Origin of the sequence: Micromonospora fiedleri, from assembly GCF_016774385.1 — a bacterium.
Lineage (GTDB): Bacteria > Actinomycetota > Actinomycetes > Mycobacteriales > Micromonosporaceae > Micromonospora > Micromonospora gifhornensis.
In genome coordinates this window covers 342,100-365,965 of record NZ_JAETXL010000002.1, presented here as the reverse complement: position 1 = coordinate 365,965, position 23,866 = coordinate 342,100, and the positions used below count along the sequence as shown (strand labels likewise).

General features: G+C 70.4%; 17 protein-coding genes and 1 pseudogene. 10 read left to right on the top strand and 8 right to left on the bottom strand.

Translation table 11 applies throughout. The features are described 5' to 3' along the window. Nucleotides 1–4: 4 nt before the first annotated feature. Nucleotides 5–841, bottom strand: a pseudogene (locus JMF97_RS05640) (GNAT family N-acetyltransferase); the annotation flags it as partial. Between the two features lie 148 nt (nt 842–989). On the opposite strand from JMF97_RS05640, the gene gltB reads away from it, so the two are divergent. The 7 genes from gltB (at nt 990) to JMF97_RS05605 (ending at nt 12,839) form a co-directional block, all read left to right on the top strand. Beyond that, on the top strand, nt 990–5,738 hold the full coding sequence (gltB, locus tag JMF97_RS05635) for a glutamate synthase large subunit (RefSeq protein ID WP_203220545.1): 4,749 nt from the start codon (nt 990–992) through the stop codon (nt 5,736–5,738). Further along, on the top strand, nt 5,731–7,239 hold the full coding sequence (locus tag JMF97_RS05630) for a glutamate synthase subunit beta (RefSeq protein ID WP_203220544.1): 1,509 nt from the start codon (nt 5,731–5,733) through the stop codon (nt 7,237–7,239). The genes gltB and JMF97_RS05630 overlap by 8 nt, the downstream gene beginning before the upstream one ends. Nucleotides 7,240–7,442: 203 nt before the next feature. After that, entirely contained in the window at nt 7,443–8,246 is an 804-nt protein-coding gene (locus JMF97_RS05625) for an SGNH/GDSL hydrolase family protein (RefSeq protein ID WP_203220543.1), read from the top strand. Nucleotides 8,247–8,401: 155 nt separating this feature from the next. After that, complete coding sequence (locus tag JMF97_RS05620) at nt 8,402–11,083, top strand: FtsK/SpoIIIE domain-containing protein (RefSeq protein WP_203220542.1); 2,682 nt, start codon at nt 8,402–8,404, stop codon at nt 11,081–11,083. Nucleotides 11,084–11,085: 2 nt separating this feature from the next. Next, on the top strand, nt 11,086–11,961 hold the full coding sequence (locus tag JMF97_RS05615; RefSeq protein ID WP_203220541.1) for a hypothetical protein: 876 nt from the start codon (nt 11,086–11,088) through the stop codon (nt 11,959–11,961). Nucleotides 11,962–12,115: 154 nt separating this feature from the next. Continuing rightward, nucleotides 12,116–12,379, top strand: a complete 264-nt coding sequence (locus JMF97_RS05610) for a DUF6244 family protein (protein WP_102660593.1) — start codon at nt 12,116–12,118, stop codon at nt 12,377–12,379. 34 nt (nt 12,380–12,413) lie between these two features. Beyond that, on the top strand, nt 12,414–12,839 hold the full coding sequence (locus JMF97_RS05605) for a calponin homology domain-containing protein (RefSeq protein WP_203220540.1): 426 nt from the start codon (nt 12,414–12,416) through the stop codon (nt 12,837–12,839). A gap of 47 nt (nt 12,840–12,886) precedes the next feature. Here the strand turns inward: JMF97_RS05605 and JMF97_RS05600 are convergent, their stop codons facing one another. Both JMF97_RS05600 and JMF97_RS05595 read right to left on the bottom strand, forming a co-directional pair. Beyond that, nucleotides 12,887–14,242 carry a S8 family peptidase gene (locus tag JMF97_RS05600; protein WP_238358786.1) on the bottom strand — a complete coding sequence of 452 codons (1,356 nt, stop codon included), beginning with the start codon at nt 14,240–14,242 and terminating at the stop codon, nt 12,887–12,889. A 162-nt stretch (nt 14,243–14,404) separates the two neighbouring features. Next, nucleotides 14,405–14,890, bottom strand: coding sequence for a hypothetical protein (locus tag JMF97_RS05595; protein ID WP_203220539.1), 486 nt, complete (start codon nt 14,888–14,890; stop codon nt 14,405–14,407). Between the two features lie 152 nt (nt 14,891–15,042). Here JMF97_RS05595 and JMF97_RS05590 point away from each other — a divergent pair, with 152 nt between their 5' ends. Then, on the top strand, nt 15,043–18,801 hold the full coding sequence (locus JMF97_RS05590) for an NACHT domain-containing protein (protein WP_307816780.1): 3,759 nt from the start codon (nt 15,043–15,045) through the stop codon (nt 18,799–18,801). 120 nt (nt 18,802–18,921) lie between these two features. Here the strand turns inward: JMF97_RS05590 and JMF97_RS05585 are convergent, their stop codons facing one another. From JMF97_RS05585 to JMF97_RS05570, 4 genes are all read right to left on the bottom strand, one after another. Beyond that, nucleotides 18,922–19,467 carry a Fic/DOC family protein gene (locus tag JMF97_RS05585; protein WP_203220538.1) on the bottom strand — a complete coding sequence of 182 codons (546 nt, stop codon included), beginning with the start codon at nt 19,465–19,467 and terminating at the stop codon, nt 18,922–18,924. 28 nt (nt 19,468–19,495) lie between these two features. After that, entirely contained in the window at nt 19,496–20,092 is a 597-nt protein-coding gene (locus JMF97_RS05580; RefSeq protein WP_203220537.1) for a type II toxin-antitoxin system antitoxin SocA domain-containing protein, read from the bottom strand. Nucleotides 20,093–20,251: 159 nt separating this feature from the next. Next, nucleotides 20,252–20,389 carry a hypothetical protein gene (locus tag JMF97_RS31075; RefSeq protein WP_238358785.1) on the bottom strand — a complete coding sequence of 46 codons (138 nt, stop codon included), beginning with the start codon at nt 20,387–20,389 and terminating at the stop codon, nt 20,252–20,254. Nucleotides 20,390–20,505: 116 nt separating this feature from the next. After that, nucleotides 20,506–20,901 (bottom strand): hypothetical protein, encoded by a 396-nt coding sequence (locus JMF97_RS05570; RefSeq protein ID WP_238358784.1) that lies wholly within the window; start codon nt 20,899–20,901, stop codon nt 20,506–20,508. A gap of 236 nt (nt 20,902–21,137) precedes the next feature. Between JMF97_RS05570 and JMF97_RS05565 the strand changes: the two genes are divergently transcribed. Both JMF97_RS05565 and JMF97_RS05560 read left to right on the top strand, forming a co-directional pair. After that, entirely contained in the window at nt 21,138–21,947 is an 810-nt protein-coding gene (locus tag JMF97_RS05565; RefSeq protein ID WP_412101247.1) for a helix-turn-helix domain-containing protein, read from the top strand. Beyond that, nucleotides 21,935–22,129, top strand: coding sequence for a DUF397 domain-containing protein (locus JMF97_RS05560; protein ID WP_203220534.1), 195 nt, complete (start codon nt 21,935–21,937; stop codon nt 22,127–22,129). The genes JMF97_RS05565 and JMF97_RS05560 overlap by 13 nt, the downstream gene beginning before the upstream one ends. A gap of 121 nt (nt 22,130–22,250) precedes the next feature. On the opposite strand, the gene JMF97_RS05555 is transcribed toward JMF97_RS05560, so the two are convergent. Further along, the gene (locus tag JMF97_RS05555; protein WP_238358783.1) at nt 22,251–23,360 is read right to left on the bottom strand and encodes a M14 family zinc carboxypeptidase; all 1,110 of its coding nucleotides are present in this window, start codon (nt 23,358–23,360) and stop codon (nt 22,251–22,253) included. Nucleotides 23,361–23,866: the final 506 nt, after the last annotated feature.

Sequence of the window (23,866 nt, the reverse complement as noted above, 5' to 3'; positions counted from 1 at the left end):
GGGGGATGGTGGGGGGGTCGGCTATGCAGGCGGTGCCTATGCGGCGGAATCCGGCGCGGAGGTAGACGCGGGCTATCTCGTCGCTGCCGGCGGAGAGGAAGATCACCTCGACGCCCTCGGTGAGCAGGGCGTGGGACAGGGCGGCGGTGACGGCGGCGGCCAGTCCGCGGCGGCGGGCGCTGGGCAGGGTGGCGACTCCGGCGATCTCGGCGACGTCGTCGACGCGCATGGCCATACCGCTGGCGAGGGCACCGTCCGCAGGCGTCTCGGCTAGGGCGGCTAGGCGGCTGCCGTTGGCGATGCGGGTCAGTTCCTCGTCCAGGGCCGCGACCTCCAGGCCGTACAGGGCGGTGTCGCGCTGGGCCGGGCCGGCTTCGCCGCGGCTCGTGCCGGGGGCGGCGAAGCCGATCGCGGCGACGGCCCGGCGGGCGGCCACGTCGGCGGCGGTGGGCGGTGTCGAGGCGGTCAGGAGTCGCACCGGTACGTCGGTGAAGGTGGTCGGGTCGGCCAGGGCGGTCGGGTCGAGCACCAGCAGCGGGGCTTCCAGCACGGCGAGGCCGGCGGAGCGGGCCACCGTGAGCAGGTCGGGGTTGATCTCGTGCACCCATTCGAGGGTTTCGGGCAGGCCCAGTTGGCGTTGTCGGGCGCGAACCGCGGTCAGGTCGGCCAGCGACGGGGACCGGTCCGCGCCGCGACGAGGGCGGGCGTAGAAGGGCCATCCACTGCCTTCGCGGACGAACAGGACGCAACTACCGTGATCTTCCGCGCGAGCGGCGTCTCGCGGCACAGCGTCATAAAATTGTTCCAATCGGCCCAGCAGGTCAGCGTGGTCTGCATCCACCCGGCGAGACTACCTGTCCCAGAGTCTGGGCGGTGTGATCAATCTGCACTGGCCCTGCGTACCCAGCCCTAACGTAGACTCAGAAGTCCGTGTAGAGGGCCGACGTCGTCCCGACCATGATCCACCCTGAGTGACGACAGGAGGCCCGGTGGCCTTTGCGTACCCACACCGCCCCCAGCCGGCACCGCAACATTCCCAGGTGACGTCCCCCGCCGGCCTCTACGACGCCGCCCACGAGCACGACGCCTGCGGTGTTGCCTTCGTGGCCGACCTGCACGGTCGACGCTCCCATACGGTGGTCGCCAACGGTCTCGGCGCCCTGTGCCGGCTGGACCACCGGGGTGCCCGCGGTGCGGAACCGAACACCGGTGACGGCGCCGGCATCATGATCCAGGTGCCGGACGCGTTCCTGCGCGCGGTGGTGGACTTTCCGCTGCCTCCGGCCGGCGAGTACGCCACCGGTCTGGTCTTCCTGCCCGACGACGACGCCGGCGAGGCCCGCGCCCGCCAGGTCGTCGAGAAGTACGCCCTGGTCGAGGGGGCGGAGCTGCTCGGCTGGCGGGACGTGCCGGTCGACCCGTCCGACCTCGGCGCCACGGCGCTGGCGGCGATGCCCCGGGTGCGGCAACTGTTCCTCGCCGCCCGGCGGCTCACCGACACCCCGGCCGGCCCGGCCGGCTCCCCGCTGCGCGGCCTGGAGCTGGAGCGGGTCGCCTTCTGCGTACGCAAGCAGGCCGAGCGGGAGTCCGCCGAGCGCGGCGTGCCGGCGTACTTCCCGTCGCTGTCCGGGCGGACCATGGTCTACAAGGGCATGCTCACCCCGGACCAGCTGCCCGCCTACTATCCGGATCTGACCGACGAGCGGGTGGACAGCGCCATCGCCCTGGTGCACTCACGCTTCTCCACCAACACGTTCCCGTCCTGGCCACTGGCGCATCCGTACCGGTTCATCGCCCACAACGGTGAGATCAACACGATCCGGGGCAACCGGAACTGGATGCAGGCCCGCGAGGCGCTGCTGCGCACCCCGGAACTGTCCGGCAACATCCGCCGGGTCTTCCCGATCTGCACCCCGGCCGCCTCCGACTCGGCGAACTTCGACGAGGTCCTGGAGCTGCTGCACCTGGCCGGGCGGAGCCTGCCGCACGCGGTGCTGATGATGATCCCGGAGGCGTGGGAGAACGACCCGGACATGGCCGCCGACAAGCGCGCCTTCTACCGGTTCCACGCCAGCCTGATGGAGCCCTGGGACGGGCCGGCCTCGGTCGCCTTCACCGACGGCGAGATCGTCGGCGCGGTGCTGGACCGTAACGGCCTGCGGCCGGGCCGCTGGTGGCAGACCGCCGACGGGCTCGTCGTGCTGGGCAGCGAGGCGGGCGTGCTCGACCTCGACCCGGCCACCGTGGTCGCCAAGGGTCGCCTCCAGCCCGGCAAGATGTTCCTGGTCGACACCACCGCCGGTCGGATCGTGCACGACGACGAGATCAAGACCGAGTTGGCCGCCGCCCAGCCGTACGCCGACTGGCTGCACGCCGGGCTGATCGAGCTGGACGACCTGCCGGCCCGCGAGCACCAGGTCTACACCCACGATTCGGTACGCCGCCGCCAGCTGACCTTCGGTTACACCGAGGAGGAGCTGAAGATCCTGCTCGCCCCGATGGCCCGCACCGGCGCGGAGCCGATCGGCTCGATGGGCACGGACACTCCGATCGCCCCGCTGTCCACCCGGCCCCGGCTGCTCTACGACTACTTCCACCAGCTCTTCGCCCAGGTCACCAACCCGCCGCTGGATGCCATCCGGGAGGAGTTGGTGACCAGCCTGGCCTCGACCATCGGCCCGGAGGGCAACCTGCTCGACCCGGGACCGGCGAGCTGCCGGCAGATCGTGCTGCCCTACCCGGTGATCGACAACGACGAGCTGGCCAAGATCCTCAGCATCGACGAGGACGGCGACCTGCCCGGCTTCAAGGCGGTACGGGTCTCCGGGCTCTACCGCATCCGCGACGGCGGGGCCGGGATCAAGGCCCGGTTGACCGAGATCTGCCGGCACGTCTCCGAGGCCATCGAGGACGGCGTACGCATCCTGGTGCTCTCCGACCGGGACTCCAACGCCGACCTGGCCCCGATCCCGTCGCTGCTGCTCACCGCGGCGGTGCACCAGCACCTGGTCCGGGAGCAGACCCGCACCCAGGTGGCGCTGATCGTGGAGTCGGGCGACTGCCGCGAGGTGCACCACGCGGCGGTGCTGATCGGCTACGGCGCGGCGGCGGTCAACCCGTACCTGGCCTTCGAGTCGGTCGAGGACATGATCTCCACGGGCGCGCTGGCCGGTGTCGAGCCGCGTGCCGCGATCCGCAACTACGTCAAGGCGCTCGGCAAGGGCGTCCTGAAGATCATGTCGAAGATGGGCATCTCGACGGTGTCGTCGTACTGCGGTGCGCAGGTCTTCGAGGCGGTCGGGCTGGACACCCGCCTGATCGAGCGCTACTTCCGGGGCACCCCGAGCACGATCAGCGGGGTCGGCCTGGACGGCATCCACACCGAGGTGGCGGCCCGGCACGCCCTGGCCTGGCCGGCGCCCGGGGTCCCGGCCGGTGACCGGCTGCCGGTGGGCGGGGAGTACCAGTGGCGTCGCGAGGGTGAACTGCACCTGTTCAACCCGGAGACGGTCTTCCTGCTCCAGCACGCCACCCGCAGCCGCCAGTACGACGTGTTCCGCCGCTACACCGCCAAGGTCGACGAGCTGGCCGCCAAGGCCGGTTCGCTGCGCGGGCTGTTCCGGCTGCGTACCGGTGAACTGCCGCCGGTGCCGATCGAGGAGGTCGAGCCGGCCAGCGAGATCGTCAAGCGGTTCGCCACCGGTGCCATGTCGTACGGGTCGATCTCGGCCGAGTCGCACGAGACCCTGGCGATCGCGATGAACCGCCTCGGCGGCAAGTCCAACACCGGTGAGGGCGGCGAGGATGTCGACCGGCTGCACGACCCGCTGCGCCGCTCGTCGGTCAAGCAAATCGCCAGCGGCCGGTTCGGGGTGACCAGCGAATACCTGGTCAACGCCGACGACCTGCAGATCAAGATGGCGCAGGGCGCGAAGCCCGGCGAGGGTGGGCAGCTGCCCGGCAACAAGGTGTGGCCGTGGATCGCCCGTACCCGGCACGCCACCCCCGGCGTCGGTCTGATCTCCCCGCCGCCGCACCACGACATCTACTCCATCGAGGACCTCGCCCAGCTGGTGCACGACCTCAAGTGCGTCAACCCGGCCGCCCGGGTGCACGTCAAGCTGGTCAGCGAGGTCGGTGTCGGCACGGTCGCGGCCGGGGTGGCCAAGCTCAAGGCCGACGTCATCCTGATCTCCGGCCACGACGGCGGCACCGGCGCGTCCCCGCTGAATTCGCTCAAGCACGCCGGCACCCCGTGGGAGATGGGCCTGGCCGAGGCGCAGCAGACACTGCTGCTCAACAAGCTGCGGGACCGGGTCACCGTGCAGGTCGACGGCCAGCTCAAGACCGGCCGGGACGTGATCGTCGCGGCGCTGCTCGGTGCCGAGGAGTTCGGCTTCGCCACCGCCCCGCTGATCGTCTCCGGCTGCATCATGATGCGCGTCTGTCACCTGGACACCTGTCCGGTCGGCATCGCCACCCAGAACCCGGTGCTGCGGGAGCGTTTCACCGGCAAGCCGGAGTTCGTGGAGAACTTCTTCCTCTTCCTCGCCGAGGAGATCCGCGGCTACCTGGCCGAGCTGGGTCTGCGCAGCATCGACGAGGCGATCGGCCGCACCGAGCTGCTCGACGTGGCACCGGCGATCGAGCACTGGAAGGCAGGCGGGCTCGACCTGCACCGGGTGCTGCACCTGCCGCAGCTGCCCGAGGGTACGGCGCGTCGGGGCGTACGCGCTCAGGATCATGGCCTGGAGCTGGCGCTGGACAACCAGCTCATCGCGCTGGCCGAGCCGGCCCTGCGCGGCGGCGACGCACCGGTCACCCCGGTCCGGGCCGAGGTGACGATCCGCAACGAGCACCGCAGCATCGGCGCGATGCTCGGCGGCGAGTTGACCCGCCGCTACGGCGGCGCCGGGCTGCCCACCGACACCATCGAGTTCACCCTGCGCGGCACCGCCGGGCAGTCCTTCGGGGCGTTCCTGCCCCCCGGGATCACCCTGCGGCTGTACGGCGACGCCAACGACTACGTCGGCAAGGGACTCTCCGGCGGACGGCTGGTCGTCCGGCCGGCTCCGACGTCGCCGTTCGTCGCCGCCGACGCCGTCCCGGGTGGGCGCGCCGAGGACCAGATCATCGCCGGCAACACCATCCTGTACGGCGCCACCGGCGGCGAGGTCTTCCTGCGCGGTCGGGTGGGGGAGCGGTTCGCGGTCCGCAACTCCGGTGCGGCGGCCGTCGTCGAGGGCGTCGGCGACCACGGTTGCGAGTACATGACCGGCGGCACGGTGGTGGTGCTCGGCGCGACCGGGCGTAACTTCGCCGCCGGCATGTCCGGCGGTACCGCCTTCGTCTGGAACCTCGACCGGCGGCGGGTCAACACCGAACTGGTCGACCTGTCCGCGCCCAGCGAGACCGAGCGGGCCCGGCTGCACGAGCTGGTGCAGCGACACTTCGCTGAGACCGACTCGGCGGTCGCCGAACAGCTGCTCAAGCGCTGGCCGGAGGCGGTGGAGGAGTTCACCGCCGTGGTACCCCGGGACTACCGCCGGGTCATGGAGATCATGCAGGCCGCCGAAGCCGCCGGCCAGGACGTCGACGACGCGGTGATGAGCGCCTTGGCGGCGCCAGCCGCCACACAACCGCAGTCGGCGCCCACCGAAGCGTCGCAGCCGACGCCCGGTGAGGTGTCGCTGGCCCCCGCGAACCGGGTGGTCGCCCAGGAGGTGGCTCGTGCCTGACCCGAACGGTTTCCTGCGCTACCCCCGCCGGGTGCCGGCGCGCCGGCCGGTGCCGGTGCGCATCAGCGACTGGCGGGAGGTCTACCCGCCGGCCGGTGAGGAGCTGATCCGCGAGCAGGCGGCCCGGTGCATGGACTGCGGCATCCCCTTCTGCCACAGCGACACCGCCGGTTGCCCGCTGGCGAACCGGATCCCGGACTGGAACGACCTGGTCCGCACCGGCAACTGGGACGCGGCGGTGGACTCGTTGCACGCCACCAACAACTTCCCCGAGTTCACCGGTCGACTCTGCCCGGCGCCCTGCGAGGCCGCCTGTGTGCTCGGCATCGCCGGGGGTGACCCGGTGACCATCAAGCAGGTCGAGGTGGAGATCGCCGACGCCGCGGTGGCCCGCGGGCTGACCCCGCGTGCGGTGCCGCCACCGAGCGGGCGGTCCGTCGCCGTGGTCGGTTCCGGCCCGGCCGGGCTCGCCGCCGCGCAGCAACTGGCCCGCGCCGGTCACGCCGTCACCGTGTACGAGCGCGACGACGCGATCGGCGGTCTGCTGCGGTACGGCATCCCCGACTTCAAGCTGGAGAAGCGGCACATCGACACCCGGCTGGCCCAGCTGGCCGCCGAAGGGGTGCAGTTCCGCACCGGGGTGAACGTCGGCGTCGACATCACCGCCGAGCAGCTGCGCGAGCAGCACGACGCGGTGCTGCTGGCCTGCGGGGCGTTGCAGGGCCGCGAGACCGACACCCCGGGCCGGCAGCTGCGGGGCGTACACCAGGCGATGGCGCATCTGGTGGCGGCGAACCGGGTGGTGGCCGCGGCCGGTGAGGGGCGGCCCGCCCTGGCCACCCTGCCGGACGGCAACCCGATCGACGCGGCCGGCAAGCACGTCGTCATCATCGGCGGTGGCGACACCGCGGCGGACTGCCTCGGGGTGGCCCACCGGCAGGGCGCGGCCGGCGTACACCAGCTGGACCTGTACCCGCAGCCACCTCGGGCCCGCGACGAGGCGCGCGACCCGTGGCCGACCTGGCCGTGGATCCTGCGCGAGTACGCGGCCCACGAGGAGGGCGGCGAGCGGGTCTTCGCGGTGGCGGTGCAGGAGTTCGTCGACGACGGCACCGGGGCGGTCCGGGCGGTACGCATCGCCGAGGTGACCGTCGAGAAGCGTGACGGCCGACGGATCGTCACCACCGTGCCGGGCACCGAGCGGGAGTTGCCCGCCGACCTGGTGCTGCTGGCGATCGGCTTCGAGGGCACCGAGGAGCAGCCGCTGCTGGCGCAGTTCGGGGTCGCCCGCAACGCCCGGGGCGCGATCGACTCGCGGGCCGACTGGCAGACCGGGTCCGACGGCGTCTTCGTCGCCGGTGACATGCACCGGGGCGCCTCGCTGATCGTCTGGGCGATCGCCGAGGGCCGGGCCGCCGCCGCGGCGATCCACACCTACCTCGGCGGGGTGGGCGCCCTGCCCACTCCCGTCCGCGCCGACTCCCGCCCACTGGCGGTGTAAGGAAGGGCCCCCTTTTAACGTCTCGGGTAGAGCAGGGGTCCCCTGTTAACAGCACACGGCACCCGCCTGGTCGGTATCGATCGGGCGGGTGCCGCGCTATTCCCTTCATCGGCATGTTTCGATAGCATTACCGCCCAGTAACAACCCTTGGCCACGCGCGCGGTTCTCGGGCTCCACCACCACCCCCCTGTGGAGGTCCGTCCATGCCCCACCGTCCGCTGGCCCGCGCCCTCGCCGCGCTGGTCGCCCTCGCCACCGCCACCCTCGGCGCGCTGGCCGTCCCCGCCGCCGCCCAGGCAGCCGCCGCCCCCATCCACTACGTCGCCCTCGGTGACTCGTACTCCTCCGGTGTCGGCGCCGGCCCGTACGACCTGTCCACCTGCCTGCGCAGCCAGAAGTCGTACGCCCCACTGTGGGCCGCGGCCAACAACGTGGCCAGCTTCCGCTTCCCCGCCTGCGGCGGCGCGGTCACCGCCGACGTGCTCAACAACCAGCTCAGCTCGCTGAGCAGCACCACCACCATGGTCACCATCACCGTCGGCGGCAACGACGCCGGGTTCGCCGACGTGATGACCAGCTGCCGCTTCGGCAGCACCTCCAGCTGCACCAACGCCGTCAACCAGGCGAAGGCCTTCGCCACCGGCACGCTCCCGGCCCGGCTGGACCGCACCTACGCCGCCATCCGCGACCGGGCCCCCAACGCCCGGCTGATCGTGCTCGGCTACCCGCGCCTGTTCGAGACCGGCTCCTGTGGCCTGCTGGCGATGAGCAGCCAGAAGCGCACCCTGCTCAACGAGGCCGCCGACGTGCTCGCCCAGGTGACCGCCGACCGGGCCGCCGCGGCCGGCGCCACCTTCGCCGACACCCGGCCCACCTTCGCCGGTCACGGCGTCTGCGCCGCCCAGCCCTGGATCCGCGACGTCAGCGGCGTCATCGAGGCGTACCACCCGAACGCCGACGGCTACCGCCACGGCTACCTGCCGGCGCTCAACGCCGTCACCGGCTGACCGCCCACCCTCGACGGCCGGCGGTACGCGCCCGCGTACCGCCGGCCGACGTCGTCCACCGTGGAGCCGACACGACCGGGTGCGGACACGTGCCCGCCTCGCCGCGGTCCGTTAGGGTTTCACCGACCAGACGGCCGTCGGCGGAGGGGCAGACGTTGGGCAGGCTCGCGTCGGCGTACGGGCAGGCGATCGGCGCACACCGGGCCGCCCGGGCCCACCTCGACGCCGCCCGGAACGCGTTGCAGCAGAGCACACCCACCGCCCCGACGGTCGACCCCGACCTGCTGGCCCTGCTGGCCCGGGTCGGTGGCACCCTGGCCACCCCGACGCCCGGCACCCCGCTGGCCGGACAACCGGTGGCGGTACGCCTCGGCGAGGCGGTCACCGCCGGTGGCGGCTTCCCCGTCCTGGTGCCGCTGGGCGCCGGACACCACCTGGCCGTCGACACCGACGCCCGCGACCCGGCCGTGGCCGGGCTGCTGCGCGCGGTCGTGCTGCGCCTGCTCGCCACCGCCGCACCCGGCGGCGTCCGGGTCTCCGGGTGCGACAGCGCCGCCCTCGGCGCCACCTTCGGTCCACTGCGACCCCTGCTCGACGCCGGCGTCATCGACCCACCGGCCACCACCGAATCCGAGGTCGCCGCGCTGCTCGACGCCGCCGAACAGCACGCCCGTACCGCCCGGCAGGCCGACCGGCCGGACCAGGAACTGCTGGTGCTGGTCGCCGCGTCGGTGCCGTCGCCACGGGACGCCGCCCGGCTCGCCGCGCTCACCCACGCCGGGCCGGCCGCCGCCGTCTGCGTCCTGCTCGCTGGCTGGCGGGCGGCCGGTCCGGGTGAGCCGGCGCCGCCGCTGGGCGCCACCACCGTGCTCCGGATGATCGACGGGTACGCCCGCGTCGGCGACCCGCCGCACGCACCGTTCAGCGCCGACGGCAGCGGCCTGGCCGTCCCGGCGCGGCTCGACGGTGACCCGCCACCGGCCTCGGTCGCGGCGCTCGCCACCCACCTCGGCGAGGCCGCCCGCCGGGGCGCGACGATCGGCTTCGCCGACCTGCTGCCGCCGCACCGATGGGCCGCCTCGGCCCGCGCCGGACTGCGTACCGTGGTCGGTCGGGCCGGCCGCGAACCGTTCACCATCGCCTTCGACGACGCCACCCCGCACTGGCTGGTCGGTGGGCGCACCGGCGCCGGCAAGACGGTGTTCCTGCTCGACGTGCTCTACGGGCTGGCCGCCCGCTACGCCCCGAGCGAGTTGCAGCTCTACCTGCTCGACTTCAAGGAGGGGGTGAGCTTCACCGAGTTCGTCCCCACCGGCCGCGACCCGTCCTGGCTGCCGCACGCCCGCGCCGCCGGCATCGAGAGCGACCGCGAGTACGGCGTGGCCGTGCTCCGCGAACTGCGCCGCGAACTGCAGCGGCGGGCCACCGCACTGAAACGCCACGGCGTCACCAAACTGGCCGACCTGCCCGCCGACACCGCCATGCCACGGATCATCGCCGTGATCGACGAGTTCCAGGTGCTGCTCGCCGGCAACGACCCGATCTCCCGCGAGTCGGTGAACCTGCTGGAGGAGCTGGCCCGCAAGGGCCGCTCGTACGGCGTACACCTGGTGCTGGCCAGCCAGAGCACGACGGGCATCGAGGCACTCTACGGCCGCGCCGAGGCGGTCTTCGGGCAGTTCGCGTTGCGGGTGGCGCTGCCCGGCGGCGGGGGAGTGCTCGACCCGCTCAACGACGCCGCGGCCACCCTGCCGGTCGGCTCGGCCGTGATCAACACCGCCGCCGGGGTGGCCGGCGCGAACACGGTGATCCGTTTCCCCGACGCCTACGCCGCCGTCGACGAGTTGACCCGCCTGCGGCACGAGCTGTGGCAGGCCCGCCCGTCGGACGCCCGGCCACCGTCGGTGTTCCGGGGCTACGAGACCGCCCGCGTCGAGGACGACGCCACCTTCACCGGCCTGCGCCCCGGCGGTCGGCGACCCCTGGCCCTGGTCGGCCGCACCGTCGACGTGGACGGCACCAGCGCCCTGTTCATCATGGACACCGCACCCGGCCGGCACCTGGCCGTGGTGGGCACCTCCGCCGCCGGTGCCGAGGTGCTGCGCGCCGCTACCCTGAGCCTGGCCCGGCAGCACACCCCCGGCGAGGTGATCTTCCTGCTCGCCCCGCTGGTCGCCGCCGCCGACCCGGCCGCCGACGACACCGCCGCCACGCTCACCGCCGCCGGCCACCCCGTGGTACGCCTCGACGCCGCCGCCCTGCGCCGGCACCTCGCCACCCTGCCCGCAGCCGGCGGCCCCGGCCCGACCGCTGAACCGGCGGCGAGCGGATCGGCAGCGGCGAGTGGATCAGCGGTGGCGAGTGGATCAGCGGTGGCGAGTGGGCCGGCGGGGGTGAGTGGATCGGCAGGGGACGCCGGGGCGGTCGGAAGCGACATGCCTGGCACCGCGCCGGGACGTAGCTACCTGGTGGTGTTCGGGATGGACGCCGCGGCCGGGCTGCTCGCCGAGACCGATCCGGCCACCTTCCGATCCGGCCACGACGACCTGCGGACCCTGCTGCGCCAGGGCCCCGGCCACGGGGTGCACCTGCTCGGCTGGTGGCGCGGCCTGCGCCGGCTCGCCGACGACCTCGGCGGTACGCAGAACCGCGACGACGTCGCCTGCCTGGTCGCGCTGAACGTGCCCGGCGCCGACCTCGGCCTGCACCTCGGGGTACACGACCTGGCGTACACGCCCCGAGCCGACCGGGCCCTGCTGGTCGACCGGCACGACCAGCGGATCCGGCTGATCGTGCCGTTCGCCCGCGACGGGCACACCGCCGAAGGGCAGGAGTGAACGTGTCCACCTTCGACGAGTACGCCGCGCTGGTCCGTCACCTGTCCACCCAGCAGCGCGCCAGCGAGCAGGGTGTCGCCGCCGACGAACAGCGGCGACGGGATCTCGGCGCGACAGTGGAATACCTCGATCGTCGACTGCTCGCCCAAGGGCAGCGCCTCGACCAGCTCGGCCGCACCATGGGCGTCACCTCACCACCCCCCGGCCCACCGGGCACCGCGCCCACCGCCGGCCCGCCAGGTCCACCCGGCGTGCCCACCTCGGGCCCGCCTGCGCCGCCTGGTCACGTGGGAGCAGGTGGCTCGGGACCGGGGACGGGGTGGGACGGCGGCGCAGCCGCCGCGCCGGGGCGGTCGGGGGTCGGGGCGTACCCCCAGGTGGGTGTGGGGGAGGCGGAGCGGGCGTTGCCGGTGGCCTTGAGTGCGACGGCGGCGGGGGTGCCGGGGCAGCGGGCCGGGGAGGTCGATGCGGCGACGGAGCTGGAGATGGCCCGGCGGTGGGCCGACGAGGCTGACCGGTACGCGCAGCAGGCGGAGGTGCTCGCCCAGCGGCCGGCGCTGCTGCCGACCTGGTCGCCGATGGCGCGGGCGATCGCCGTCTACCTCGCTTTCGCCGCCGTGTCGGTGCTGATCATGCTGGTGATGGTGCTCGCCTCCGGGGTCGGCGTGGTCGGCGGATGGACGCTGTTCTCCTGGATGTGTGCCGGTCTGCCCGCTGCCTCGCTGATCGGTGGCTGGCTGGTGCTCGGCCGCTGGGGTCGGCCCGCCGTCGGCGCGATGACCGCACCCCGCTACCCGGTGATCGGCTTCCTGCTCTGCTTCCTCGCCGTCCCGCTCGCCTACTGCGGCTACCTCATCCTGATCCGCACCCTGCGCTGAACCGCCGTCGAGATCTTGGAACGTCAGCGCCCCTCCAGGGGCACTTTCGTACCAAGGTCTGCGCGGAGGTTCAGGGTGTCGCGGTGGGTGCGGGAGTCTCGTAGGCTCCTTCGTGGTTGCTCGTGGTGGCGGAGGGTCAGGTGGGGGAGGGCTTGTGAGTGCAGCGGAGATGATCGCCAGGCTGGCGGCAGCGGCGCAGAAGTTGGACGAGGCGAAGGCGAAGACGGCCGCCGCCGCGCAGGACGCGGCCGAGGCGCGGCAACTCGTCGCGGGCGCGTTGCAGGGCGTCGCCGCCGGGCCGCTGATCAACATGATCGATTCGTACCGGCAGGCGCTCGCGCAGGCCGCCCAGGGCGGTGAGCCGGCCAAGCAGCACGTCCAGGAAACCATCGCGAAGGTACGCGCACTGGGCAACTGACCGTCGACGGTGGCACGAGGGTGGGGGTGGCGCAGTGGGTGACGGCGGCGTGCTGGACGGGTTCCACATCGGACACGTGCCGGACGGGCTGGGCGATCTGGTCTCCGACTTCGCCAGCGAGTGGGGAGACGTGCAGATCACCAGCCGGGTCTGGGAGCGGCAGACCGCCGACGGATACCGGGTGGACCCGCGGGTGCATGTGCTGCGCGGGCCGCGGCTGAGTGACCTCGACGGGCTACGTGAATTCCTCGTCGACTATCACGAGCGGGAGTTCGACGATTCGCAGCTGATCGACTTCCCGCACCCCGACGGGCCCGGTCGGGCGACCGATGCGCAGGCGTTCTGGCTGACCGAGCCGGGAGTCGCGGTGACCGTGCTGGTCGACCCGGAGCAGGTTGGTCAGGACGACCTGTTCACCGTCGCGCGGGGCATCGTCGGGCAACGCGAGCAGGCGGGCTGAGGCGGGGCCGCAGTTCTGCTGCGGCCCCGCCGGTGCGAGTCGGGGAATCAGGAACCGGTCGGGCTCAGGGGAGCACCGTCCGGAACGGGGATGACCCCGGTCGGGCCGACGTAGAGCAGCCGGTTCGGCGAGCTCTCCGGGTTGGGGATCTTGTTCATGGTGGCGTTGCCCAGGATCACGTTGCCTACCTGCTGGGGGGTCAGGCCGGGGTTGTTGCCGAGGATCAGGGCGGCGGCGCCGGCGACGTGCGGGGCGGCCATCGAGGTGCCGCTGGCAATGTATGAGCTGCTGTCGCTGGTGTACCAGGCGGAACGGATTTCCTGGCCAGGGGCGAAGATGTCGGTGCAGCGGCCCCAGTTGGAGAACAGTGCCCGGGTGTCGCCGATGGTGCTGGCGTTCACCGTGAGCGCTTCGAGGACCTTGGCCGGGGTGTATTCGCAGGCGTCGGAGTTGTTGTTACCCGACGAGATCGCGTACAGCACACCTTTCTGGATGGAACCCCGGACCGCGTTCTCCAGGGTCAGGTTGCTGCCTTTGGCGCCGAGACTCATGTTCGCCACCGCCGTAGCCCTGGTCGTGTGCTGAACGGTCACCCATTCGACTCCGGCGATGACTGCCGCCGCACTACCCGTGTTGCCGCAGCCGAGGACCTTGACCGCAACCAGCGAAACGCTCTTGGCAACCCCGAACGCCCTGCCGCCGAGGGTGCCCGCGACATGCGTACCGTGGCCGTTGCAGTCGGTGTTGATCCCGTCCCCGGTGGTGTTGACGCCCCAGACCGCCCGGCCACCGAAATCGGCATGTGTCGTCCGGATCCCGGTGTCGAGCACGTACGCCCGCACCCTGTTCGTCGCGTCCGGGTACGTGTATTTGTTGTCGAGCGGCAGATGTCGCTGATCGATTCGGTCGAGCCCCCATGACGGCGGGTTCGTCTGGGTACCCGTGAGCCGGACCTCGATGTCCTGTTCGACGTACGCCACTCCCGGCTGGGCAGCGAGCCGACGCGCGTCCGCCTCGCTCATCGTGCCGGCGAACCCCTGCACGGTATGCGAGTAGGTGTGCGTGACCTTGACGTTGTATTTGGTGGTCAACTCGCGGGTCAACGCCTGGGTTTTCATGGCGGTGTCGTCCTTGAGCACCACGAGGTAGCTGTCCGGAATGGCGCTCGGGTTGCTGGCGCCGAGAATGTTGCCCTCGGCCGCGGCCGCCGGTGACGGGGCTACCGAGACCAGTAGGGCAGTTGCCATGGCAATCGCCGCTGAGCTGGCGAAACGCCGTCGCCAGGCTTTTCCGGCATCGTTCATGGTGATTCCTCCCATGCTGACGCTGAATGTGGGACCCCGTCGAACATGCAGAGCGCCATCTGCCGCGCAAGAATAACGAAATCGATCGGTAACCGTCAATTATCCGAATCGATATTGGTCTGCGCGGCATCAAGTGTCTGGAGGAACTGCTCAATATCTCGCAAACGTGTTTTAGTCGCGATAATGCATAGTAGGACGCATTTTCAAAAGCGGGTCGAGGAATTGCGGTTGTGCGAGTTGCGAAATGCACATCCCGCGGCGCTACACCGACGGCTCGTACCGGTCCTCGGCGGCCTCCGCCAGGTGGCACCGGACGATCGCCCGGCAGGAGGTGGCCAGCAACAACCCGATGCCAGCCGCCATGATCGGCAGCCCGACACCGAAGGACCGCTCGGCCACCGCATTCAGGCTGCTCTGCTCGCCCAACATGGCGAAGCTCGCCGCCACCACCGCAAGCGCGTTGACCAGGGTGCCCACGGCGGCCACCATGCCGGTCATCGCCGCCACCACGCTCCGCCGCGCCCACAGTGCCGCCCCGGCAGCCAGCAGCAGCCACGCGAAGGTGATCAGGGTCCAGCCGCCCCCGCTGCTCAGCGACGCGTACTCCCAGCCGGAGAACGACCACACGGCCCGGTTCCTCTTGAACCAGGGCATCAGGTATCCGACGAGGGTGACCAGAGTGGCCACGAGCATGCCCGTGTCGACGGCGACCAACCGGAGCGATGAGGTCTGCGGTGTCGTGGACATGGTCCTCCTCGTCATCGAGTTACGGAGCAGCATCGTACGCGCGCTCCATGATCGCGACTTGGCCGCTTGTGACCTCGACACAGACCAGGTGCAGTGTGTTGAACACGCTGCGTGGTGATGGATGTGGATGCCGGTGACTACACTGCGCGGCCGTGGAACCTGCTTCGCTCACCTCCGCCCTGGCCAAAGCGATCGTGTCGCAGTTGGTCAGACAGTTGGCGGGCCCGGCACTGACGAGCGTGAAGGCGCGCGTGCTGGGCGACCCGGAGCGCAAGGCGCTGGAGCAGGCGTTGGACCGCGCCTTCGGCCAGACCCGGCAGACGTACGGGCACAAGCTCGCAGACTTCGATGTCAATCTCGACTTCTGGCAGCATGAGGGTGCCACGGAATTGGCGAAGGTCCTCCTGCCCGGTGCGCAACCTTCGCCTGCGGCACTGGCCCGGCGGGCCGTCGAGTCGCTGGGAAGCTTCCAGTCCGACGACGAACAACTCGACCGGATCAACCTGCTCCGCCCGGTGTTCAAGGCGGTCCTCGACGCCCTGAGCACCGAGGTACGCCGCGAACCGGCCCTGCAAGTCCTGCTGCACCGTTCCGACGAGTCCCACACCGCCCAGGCGACCGGCAGGCTGGCCGAGCAGTCGGGTGCCGCCGGGGCCGGGGAGGACGACCTGCTGCACTACCTGACCTGGCTGATCGACCAGCACCGGTACCTGCCGACAGTGGGGGTGGTCCGCAACACCACCGTCCGGCTGCCGCTGACCGAGGTGTTCGTCGGGTTACAGGCCCAGGTCGACCGGCGCCCCGGCGACCGGGCGCGGGAATGGTTCACGCGGGAACGCGACAAGCTGACCGCGCTGATGGAGACCGGTCAGCTCGACCAGACCGGCTTCGAGGCCGCCCTGGATCGGTTGCAGCTGACCTACGGCCGGAAGTTCCCCGCCGATGGTGAGCGGGACGAGACAGCGGTGCTGCCGGTGCTGGACACGGTCGGCAGGAACGCCCAGTTGCTGGTGCTCGGCGACCCAGGTTCGGGCAAGACGACCCTGCTGCGCTACCTGGCCCTGACCCACGCCAAGGCCCGGATCGCCGATCTCACGAATCCGGCCACCCGGCTGCCGATCTACCTGCGGATCGGCGAGTACGCCCAGCATGGGCATCCCCGGGTGGGCATCGGCGAGTTCCTCGTCGAGCACCTGCGCCGCAACGAATGCCGTCCGCCGGGCCTGGCCGATCTGCTCCAGAGGCACCTCGACACCGGTCGGTGCCTGGTGCTGTTGGACGGTCTCGACGAGATCGCCTCTGCGGAGCTGCGGCGGGGGGTGGTCGCGGCGGTGGTCAACTTCGTCACCGCGCATGCCCGGCAGGGCAACCGTTTCGTGGTGACCAGCCGGATCTCCGGCTACCAAGCCGCGCCGCTACCCGACTCGTTCCATGCGGTGCGGCTGACGGAAATGGACGACGCGACGATCGAGGCTTTCCTGGAGGTCTACTGCCGGGAGGTGGAACAGGCCGAGACCCCGGAGCGGAGCGCCTCCGCGACCCGGGAGGCCGCCGCCCGGGAGGCCGCGGCGATCGGCGCGGCCCTGAAGACCACCCCAGGGGTACGCCGACTGGCCGCCAACCCGCTGCTGCTCACCGCCCTGGTCCTGGTGCACCGCTCCAGTGGGCGCCTGCCACACCGGCGGGTCGAGGCCTACATCGAGGTGTGTCACGCCCTGGGGCGCACCTGGCGCAGCGCGCAAGGTGTTGCGGAGGCCGACCTGCCGGACGAGCGGATCCTCAACCGGTGGCTGGCGCGGCTCGGGGCCTGGCTGCACGAGCACCGCCCCGAGGGAGCGGCCAGCAAGCTGGAACTGCTCGACGTGCTCGGTCCGCTCTGGGCGGCACACCACGGCAGCCCTTGGGATCCGCAGGTGTTGCGCGAGGCCGACCCGTTGGACACCGATCCGGGTCGGGGGGTGCTCGACTTCGTCAGGAAGGTCGACGCGCACACCGGGCTGCTTGTCGAGCGAGCCCCCGGCCGGTACGGCTTCGCCCACCTGACCTTCGAGGAGTACTACACCGGCCGCGCACTGGCCCTGCTCGGTTCGATCGAGAACCGGGCGAGCGAGATCCGCCGCCGGCTGCACGATCCCCGCTACGACGAGCCGATCCTGCTCGCCCTCGGCCTGATCGGCACCGACTACGCCGAGCAGATCGACGAGGTGGTCGCGCAGGCGATCTGGCCTGCGGCAGAACCCAGCGAGTACGAGGATCTGCTCGGACGTGACTTCCTATTCATGCTCCGGGTCCTGGCCGACGACGTGCCGCTGGCAAGGACCGCGACCATCGACGAGATCCTGCACCAGGCGATAGAGGAGTACGTCCACCCTGATTTCAGTCGATGCCGCTTCACCGCTTACCGGGAAGCACTGGTCCAGCGACTGAGTGGCCTCGGGGGCACCAGAGCTGGAGAGCGTTTCCGGGTCGCCCTCGACGCCTGGGTGAAGATCCTCGACTCTCTCGCGGGGTTACCGGATGCCACCGAGCCCGAACGCTGGTGCGAGCTGGCCGGGATCGCCGCCGCGCACGGTCGACTCCTCCCGACCACCCGCGACATGCTTGTGCGGCTCACGACGGATCTCTCTGATGTGAACCGGGCGATTCGGGCGATGGGAGTGTTGGCACACCAGGGTGCGCTGCCCAGCGAGTTGGTCGTGACGGCCTTGACGTTGCTGAGGAGCGAATGGGGTCCATTCGTTCAGGATCGCGTGCTGGTGGCCTTGCACCTTGGGCATGCTCTTACCCCTGGGGTGATCGAGGCGGTGACGAAGTTGGCGGCGAGCGCCCTCCACCCGTGGGCTCGGTCGCGGGCGGTGGAGGTGTTGGCGCTTCGTGGTCTGCTGACCGATGAGGTGATCGCGGCTGTCGTGGAATCGGCGACGGAACGGCCGGAGGAGGGGGCTCGGGCGCTGGTGGCGCTAGCGCGGGCCGGTGTGTTGACCGACGAGATGACCGCTGTGCTGGCAGGGTTGGCGACTGGCGCCGGTCGCCTGCATTTCTGGGTGATGGCGGTCCACGCGTTGGCAGCCGGTGATGAACCGACTCCGGAGGTGGCCGCTGCGTTGGCGGGGTTGGCGACGGGGGCTGCTGACCCCACGGTTCGAGTGGTTGCGGTGGAAGGCCTGGCGCGGCACGGACTGTTGACCGATGAGGCGGTGGCGGCAGCGGTGAAGGTAGCTACGAGCACCGGAGACCCCGAAACGCGGGTGCGAGCGATAAAGGTGTTGGCGGACGATGGCCGCTTGACCGGTGAAGCGGTGGTGGCCGCAGTGGGGTTGGTGACCGGGGCGGGCGACCCGGCCGCCAGGGCGTGGGCAATGAGGGCGCTAACCGGCGACGAGACGCGGACCAATGAGGCGCTCGCTGCGCTGGTGCAGGTGGCGACGGCCGAGGGCGAGGACCTCTCCGAGCGAATGCAGGCGGTGGAGGTGCTGGGCGAGGTTAGGGCGGTGGGCAGCGAGGTGGTCGCCGTCGCAGTGGGAGTCGCGACCGGCGAGCATCCACCGGAACTGCGGTCGCGGGCCATGGGAGTGCTTGCTGCCAGTGGGATGCTGACCGGGCCGGTCGCGGCTACCGCCCAGGAAATCGTTGCCGAACCGCACGAATGGTGGGTTCGACGCGACCTCGTGCGGCACCTGCGGTATGCCCCACCGACCGTGGGACTCATCGAGACACTGATGGCACTGTTCCGGGACCACAGCGACGAGGTCTGGACCGAGGTCGGAAAGACCCTCGTCGAGATCTCCCGTCGACACCCGGAGGTCGCCGCAGATATCCGGTCGAGACTGGCCGCTGCCTGCACCGACCCGTTGATGCCCCGGGACTTCGTGTACCAGGCGCTCCACCGTCAGGTTGAGGTCACCGGTTAGCGGCGCCGGGCTGTCGGCCGGCGGCTGGGTGCGACGCCCAGCGCGCCGCAGGGATGGCATCAGGGCTGATGCGCTGGCCCGTGGCCTGTGCTGGGAGAAGCATCGTAGGGCGGCAGTGTCTCAGGGCAGTCGCCGCACGACGGGGCGCAGCACTGTGATCAGCGGGTCGAGGTCGGCCGTGATGAGGTGCTGCTGGCAGGCGGTGATGTTCGCTTCCGCATTCAACTCGGACCAGTCGAGCAGGTAGCCGGCTGCCGCCGCTAGTTGCCGCAGGAACGAACGGATAGTTCGTCCGTTGCCTTCGCGGAAGGGGTGACACACGTTCAGCTCACCGTAGTAGTGCGCGAGGGCTTCGACGAACGCGTCCGGACGCAGACCGAGCAGGAAGCTGTCCTCGGGGAGCCGACTGAGGATGGCGCTTACTTGGTCGTCGATGAAGCGCCAGTGACAGAACCTTGCACCGGGCTTGCTGATGTCGACTGTCCTGGTTTCTCCGGCCCACGGGTACACGGCCGCGAAGAGGTGTCGGTGAAAGTCTTGGAGGTGTTCCAAGCCGTAGTTGCCCGGAAGGATCATCCGGGAGGCTTGCACCTCACGGATCGAGGCCAGCCTGGATTCGACCTCGTTCAGTTGCTTGATGTCGGAGATGCCCAGCTTGTTCTTCAAGCAGTCTGAGCCTGGCCAGCAGTACGGGTCAGTCTCGGTCACCGCAGATCCGGGCGATTTCTTGAGCGATCAGCTCGTCGGCGTCGATGACGCCGGAGGCGACATCGCGAAGCTTGTCCTGCCAGTCCTCGTCGAACTCGACACCTTCAAGTGCGGCGTTCGCGGATGCGAGGGTGACGGCGGTCTCGACGCTTGCCACCTGCCGGGCGAAGTATGTCCGCATCAGGTCGGTGCTGAGTTGTTCGGTCGAACTAGCGGACTCGGGAAGGGCACCGCGGGCGACGCGCCAAGGAAGCTCGTTGTGGGTCATGGTCGACAATTCAGTGGCTGAAAATTTGCCGTAGCTCTCGGTCACCCAACGGACTGTGGCCGCCTGGGCCGGTGTCAATAGAGACGGCTCGCCGTGCGGCCACTCGGACACGATGAGCTGCCGTCGGTGGTGGCGGTAGAGGAGCGGCACCACCGGGCCCTCGCGCCATGCCTCGATCGGCTCCTGAAACAGGGGGTGGCCCTCGCGCGCCAGGTGCCAGCCCTGGCAGTAGTAGACGAGCTTCTCCAACTTCATGGCGGTCATGGGGCCGAGTTCGCTCAACACCGCCGCCGCAACGTCGTGTGCGTTGGCCATCGGCGGCACCTCCTTCCCAGCTCCTCGATTTCCCGCCCTGAGCCTGCTTGCCACAAGCCTAGCGACCAGGGGAGACAATTCCGCCCTACCCTGGCCGACCATCTCCTCCGACCTGCTGCGCCACGGCGGCAATCAGCCTTATTCGCCTGGGCTGGCCGTTTAAGGCTCGGTGCGGACCGGGACCCAGTCGGTGAAACGCTGGTGCAGGTTGGTCGGGTAGGCGTCCGGGTGCAGGTCGGCGAGGTGTACGGCGGCCTGTTCGCGCAGGGTCACAAGGTGGACCAGTAGCCCTGGCATGTTATTGCGGTACTCGGCGAGCAGGCGCAGCTTCGCCGGGGAGCAGGGCCAGGCGGCCCCGCAGCCCCGGCAGCGCCACGTCGGGCGGGACGGGACGTGATCACGCAGGTGCACCCTCACTGCGCGGCCTTCGCGGTGGGGCGCCGGGCCGCAGCGCAGGTCCCGGTCGACGGTGGTACGGGTCGCAGCCCGTCGGGGCGTACGTAGAGTTCGCGCCGGTCGACCGCGGTGCCGCGCGCGTCGAGTTGGTACACCTCGATCCACGTCCATCCGCAGTAGGGATGCCGGTCGGTGCGTTCGCGGATCAGCCGTACCGTGATCGGCTGGCTGAACTGCGGCGACGCCGCACTGGTCAGCAGGTAGATCCCGGGGGCCACCCGAGGCGTGCCGTCCTCGCGGACCACCGCTGCGGTCGAGCGTGCCGGCGCTGTGATCGGGTGTGTCGGCGCTGCGGTCGGGCGGGAGGTCCAGCGGGACACGGGCACGGCATTTGCGGGCTTCGGCACGGCCACAGGCATTCTCCTTCCAGCGAGGTTATGGATGGGGGTCGCTGCGGTGGGGACATCCGGCAGCGACCCCCGCCACGTACGCGCCTGCCGGGTCGGGGGGATCGACCTCCACCAGGCACGCCGTGCTACTTCCACCCTGGACGTACGCCCCATACGGTGTGAATAGTCAGCACTCGATCGCGGAACGTAGCGGCCAGGTCCGGGTCTGGGTGGAGTCGTGCAGAGCGTCGGGGAAGGGTGTGGAAGTCGTGGGAATCTCGCCCTCGGAGTACCTGCTTCGTGAGTTGCGGCGTCGGCGGGGGGCCGCCGGGCTGACCCAGGCGCAACTCGGTGAGCGGGTCTTCTGCTCGGATTCGCAGGTCAGCGCCATCGAGACCGGCACGAAGCCGCCGACCCTGCCCTACCTGACCGCGGTGGACGGTGCCTTGGAGACCGGCGGCTACTTCGCGACCCTCTGGGACGAGCTGGTCAAGGGCGATTCCTCGCCGGTGTGGCTGCGTGAGTTGATCCAGATCGAGCGGGAAGCCACGGCGCTGCGCTGGTACGAGCATTCGTTCGTGCCAGGGCTGCTTCAGACCGAGGCATACGCCCGCGCGACCTTCCGCGCGGCGCGTACGCCGATTGCGGATCTGGATCAGCGGGTCACCGCGCGCATGCAGCGGCAGGCGGTGCTCGCCCGCGAGCCGAGCCCGCAGTTGTTCGTGGTGTTGGACGAGATGGTGCTGCGGCGGTCCTGCGGTGGCCCGGAGGTGATGTCCGAGCAGGTGAAGCACCTTCTCAGCTGTGCCCAGCAACCTCATATTCAGTTGCACGTGGTCCCGCTGTCGGCTGGTATCTATTCCGGGCTGGCCGGGGCGTTCATCCTGGCCGATCTACCGGACGGGTCACGCGCCGCCTATATGGACAATCAGCTGGCAGCGCAGATCGTGGGGCAGCCGGATTCGGTTGCTAGCCTGGGCCTGGCGTGGGACGCGGTCCGAGGCGAAGCCCTCCCGTTGGGGCAGACACTCGACGTGCTCAAGGAGGCGGCGAAGACATGGGCGACCTGACCGGCGCGCGGTGGCGTACTTCCTCCCGCTCCTCCACCAACGGCGGCGCCTGCGTCGAGGTCGCGGACAACCTGGCCGGCGTGGTCGGCGTACGCGATTCAAAGGATCCGACCGGCCCGGCGCTGACCTTCACCCCGACCGCCTGGCGGTCCTTCCTCACCCAGTTCCCCAGGCGTCCCTGACCCGCGCGACCCGGACCCGTACGACCCTGATCTGCGGTCCCCATCGGCGGCGCTGACACCGGCGGGTGAAACGGGTGTCGCCCCGGCCTCGACGGCCGGGGCGACGGTGTTGCTACCCAGATCAGTTGCGCGGGGCGTTGATCCGCTCGGGGATCAGCTCGTACCGCTCGGGGTCGATGGTGTTCAGCGTTCCGTCGGTGATCGAGTTGAAGATGCCGAAGAGCCCGTCCTCGATCTGCTTGGTCAGCATTCCGTGCTGCTTCTGGCCCCAGGACTGGGTCTGCCCACGGGTCTCGAACAGGATGGTGGCGCTGCCACGCAGGGCGTACGAACCCAGCGCGGTGCCCGGCAGGTTGGTGTTCTGCGGGTAGAGGGTCACCTTGCTCTGCGGCGAGTTGCCGGACTGCAGGGCGTCGTAGACCGCAACGTTCACCCGGCGCGAGGCGTCGTAGTCGAACTTCGGCCAGTTGCCGTGCTGGGCGGGGTTCGAGATGAAGCGCCCGGAGATGGAGAGGGTGGTGTAGTCGTCCATTCCCACGCCGGTGTAGCAGGCGGCCTGGTTGTGCAGGTCGACGAAGACGTCGACGGTGCCGAACTCCTGCTCCAGCGCGCGGTAGACCTCACGGGACGCCTGCGCTTCCGGGGTGATGTACCAGCCGGTGGAGGCGCTGTTGCCTGGGAAGTCACCCGGCTGCGGGACGTAGTCCAGGTTGGGGTGGAAGTCGCGGTTCACGTCGAATCCGCCGAGCCGGCTGTTGTAGTTCCAGGCCGGTCGCGCGTCGGCGAGCTGCGGGAAGTCGGCGACGACATCGCTCCAGGGCCGCGCGTTCTGCCGGGTGACCAGCTCGCCGCCGTCGGCGTTGAGCTTCGGCACGGCGACGATGGTGACCGCCTTGCGGATCTCCTCGGACCGCTTCGAGTTGTTGCCGAGGACCCGCAGGGCGTTGAGCAGGGCGGGGGTGCCGTGCATCTCGTTGCCGTGGATCTGGCTCTGGACCATCACCACGGTGTCGCCCTCGCCGACCCGGGCGGACCAGATCTCGCGGCCCTGGTTCGTGTAGCCGGCGACGTCGACCTTGACGTTGCCCTTGCTGGTGTGCTCGATCTGCTGGAGACTGCGGCGCAGTTCCTCGTGGCTGATGAAGCCCTGGACCGACTTGTTGCCGGTCTCGTTTCCGCAGTGCGATTCGAGCGGTTGGGCGGCTGCCGGGGCGGTAATTGACACCGCCATTCCGGGAAGGCCGATGAGTAGCGCGGCGGCGACTGCGACGTGACGCTTTACCCGACTTGGTGACGCTGACGGAATAGCTTGACGCATGGATAGCCCTCCACAGTGATCGGGTGGATCTAGTTCGTCACCTAAGCACACGTACGGGCAGCTAGCAATGGGTCAACGTGGATTGGCAGCCGGTCCCGGAGAGTCAATCTCAAGCTTTCCTCAATTGTCGCGATAAACTGCTGACAGCCGTCGCCGGCCTGTCTACGGTGCCACCTTCGATATTCGTCCGGACCTCGATTTCAATAGGGCGTTACACAGTCAGGTTCTACGATTGTAGAAGGTACCCCGCGCGGATCGGCGCAATTTTTCGACATCCGTATCGGTGGACCGGTCGGCACCCATTCCTTGGCTTGTCTCCGGCAGGCCGGGTTGGAGGGGCGGCAACCTCGGCGCTGCCGGTCACACCGGCGGGCCTGGCGTCGTCGGGCGGTCGCTGGTCGGGCGGGGTTGCGGAGCGG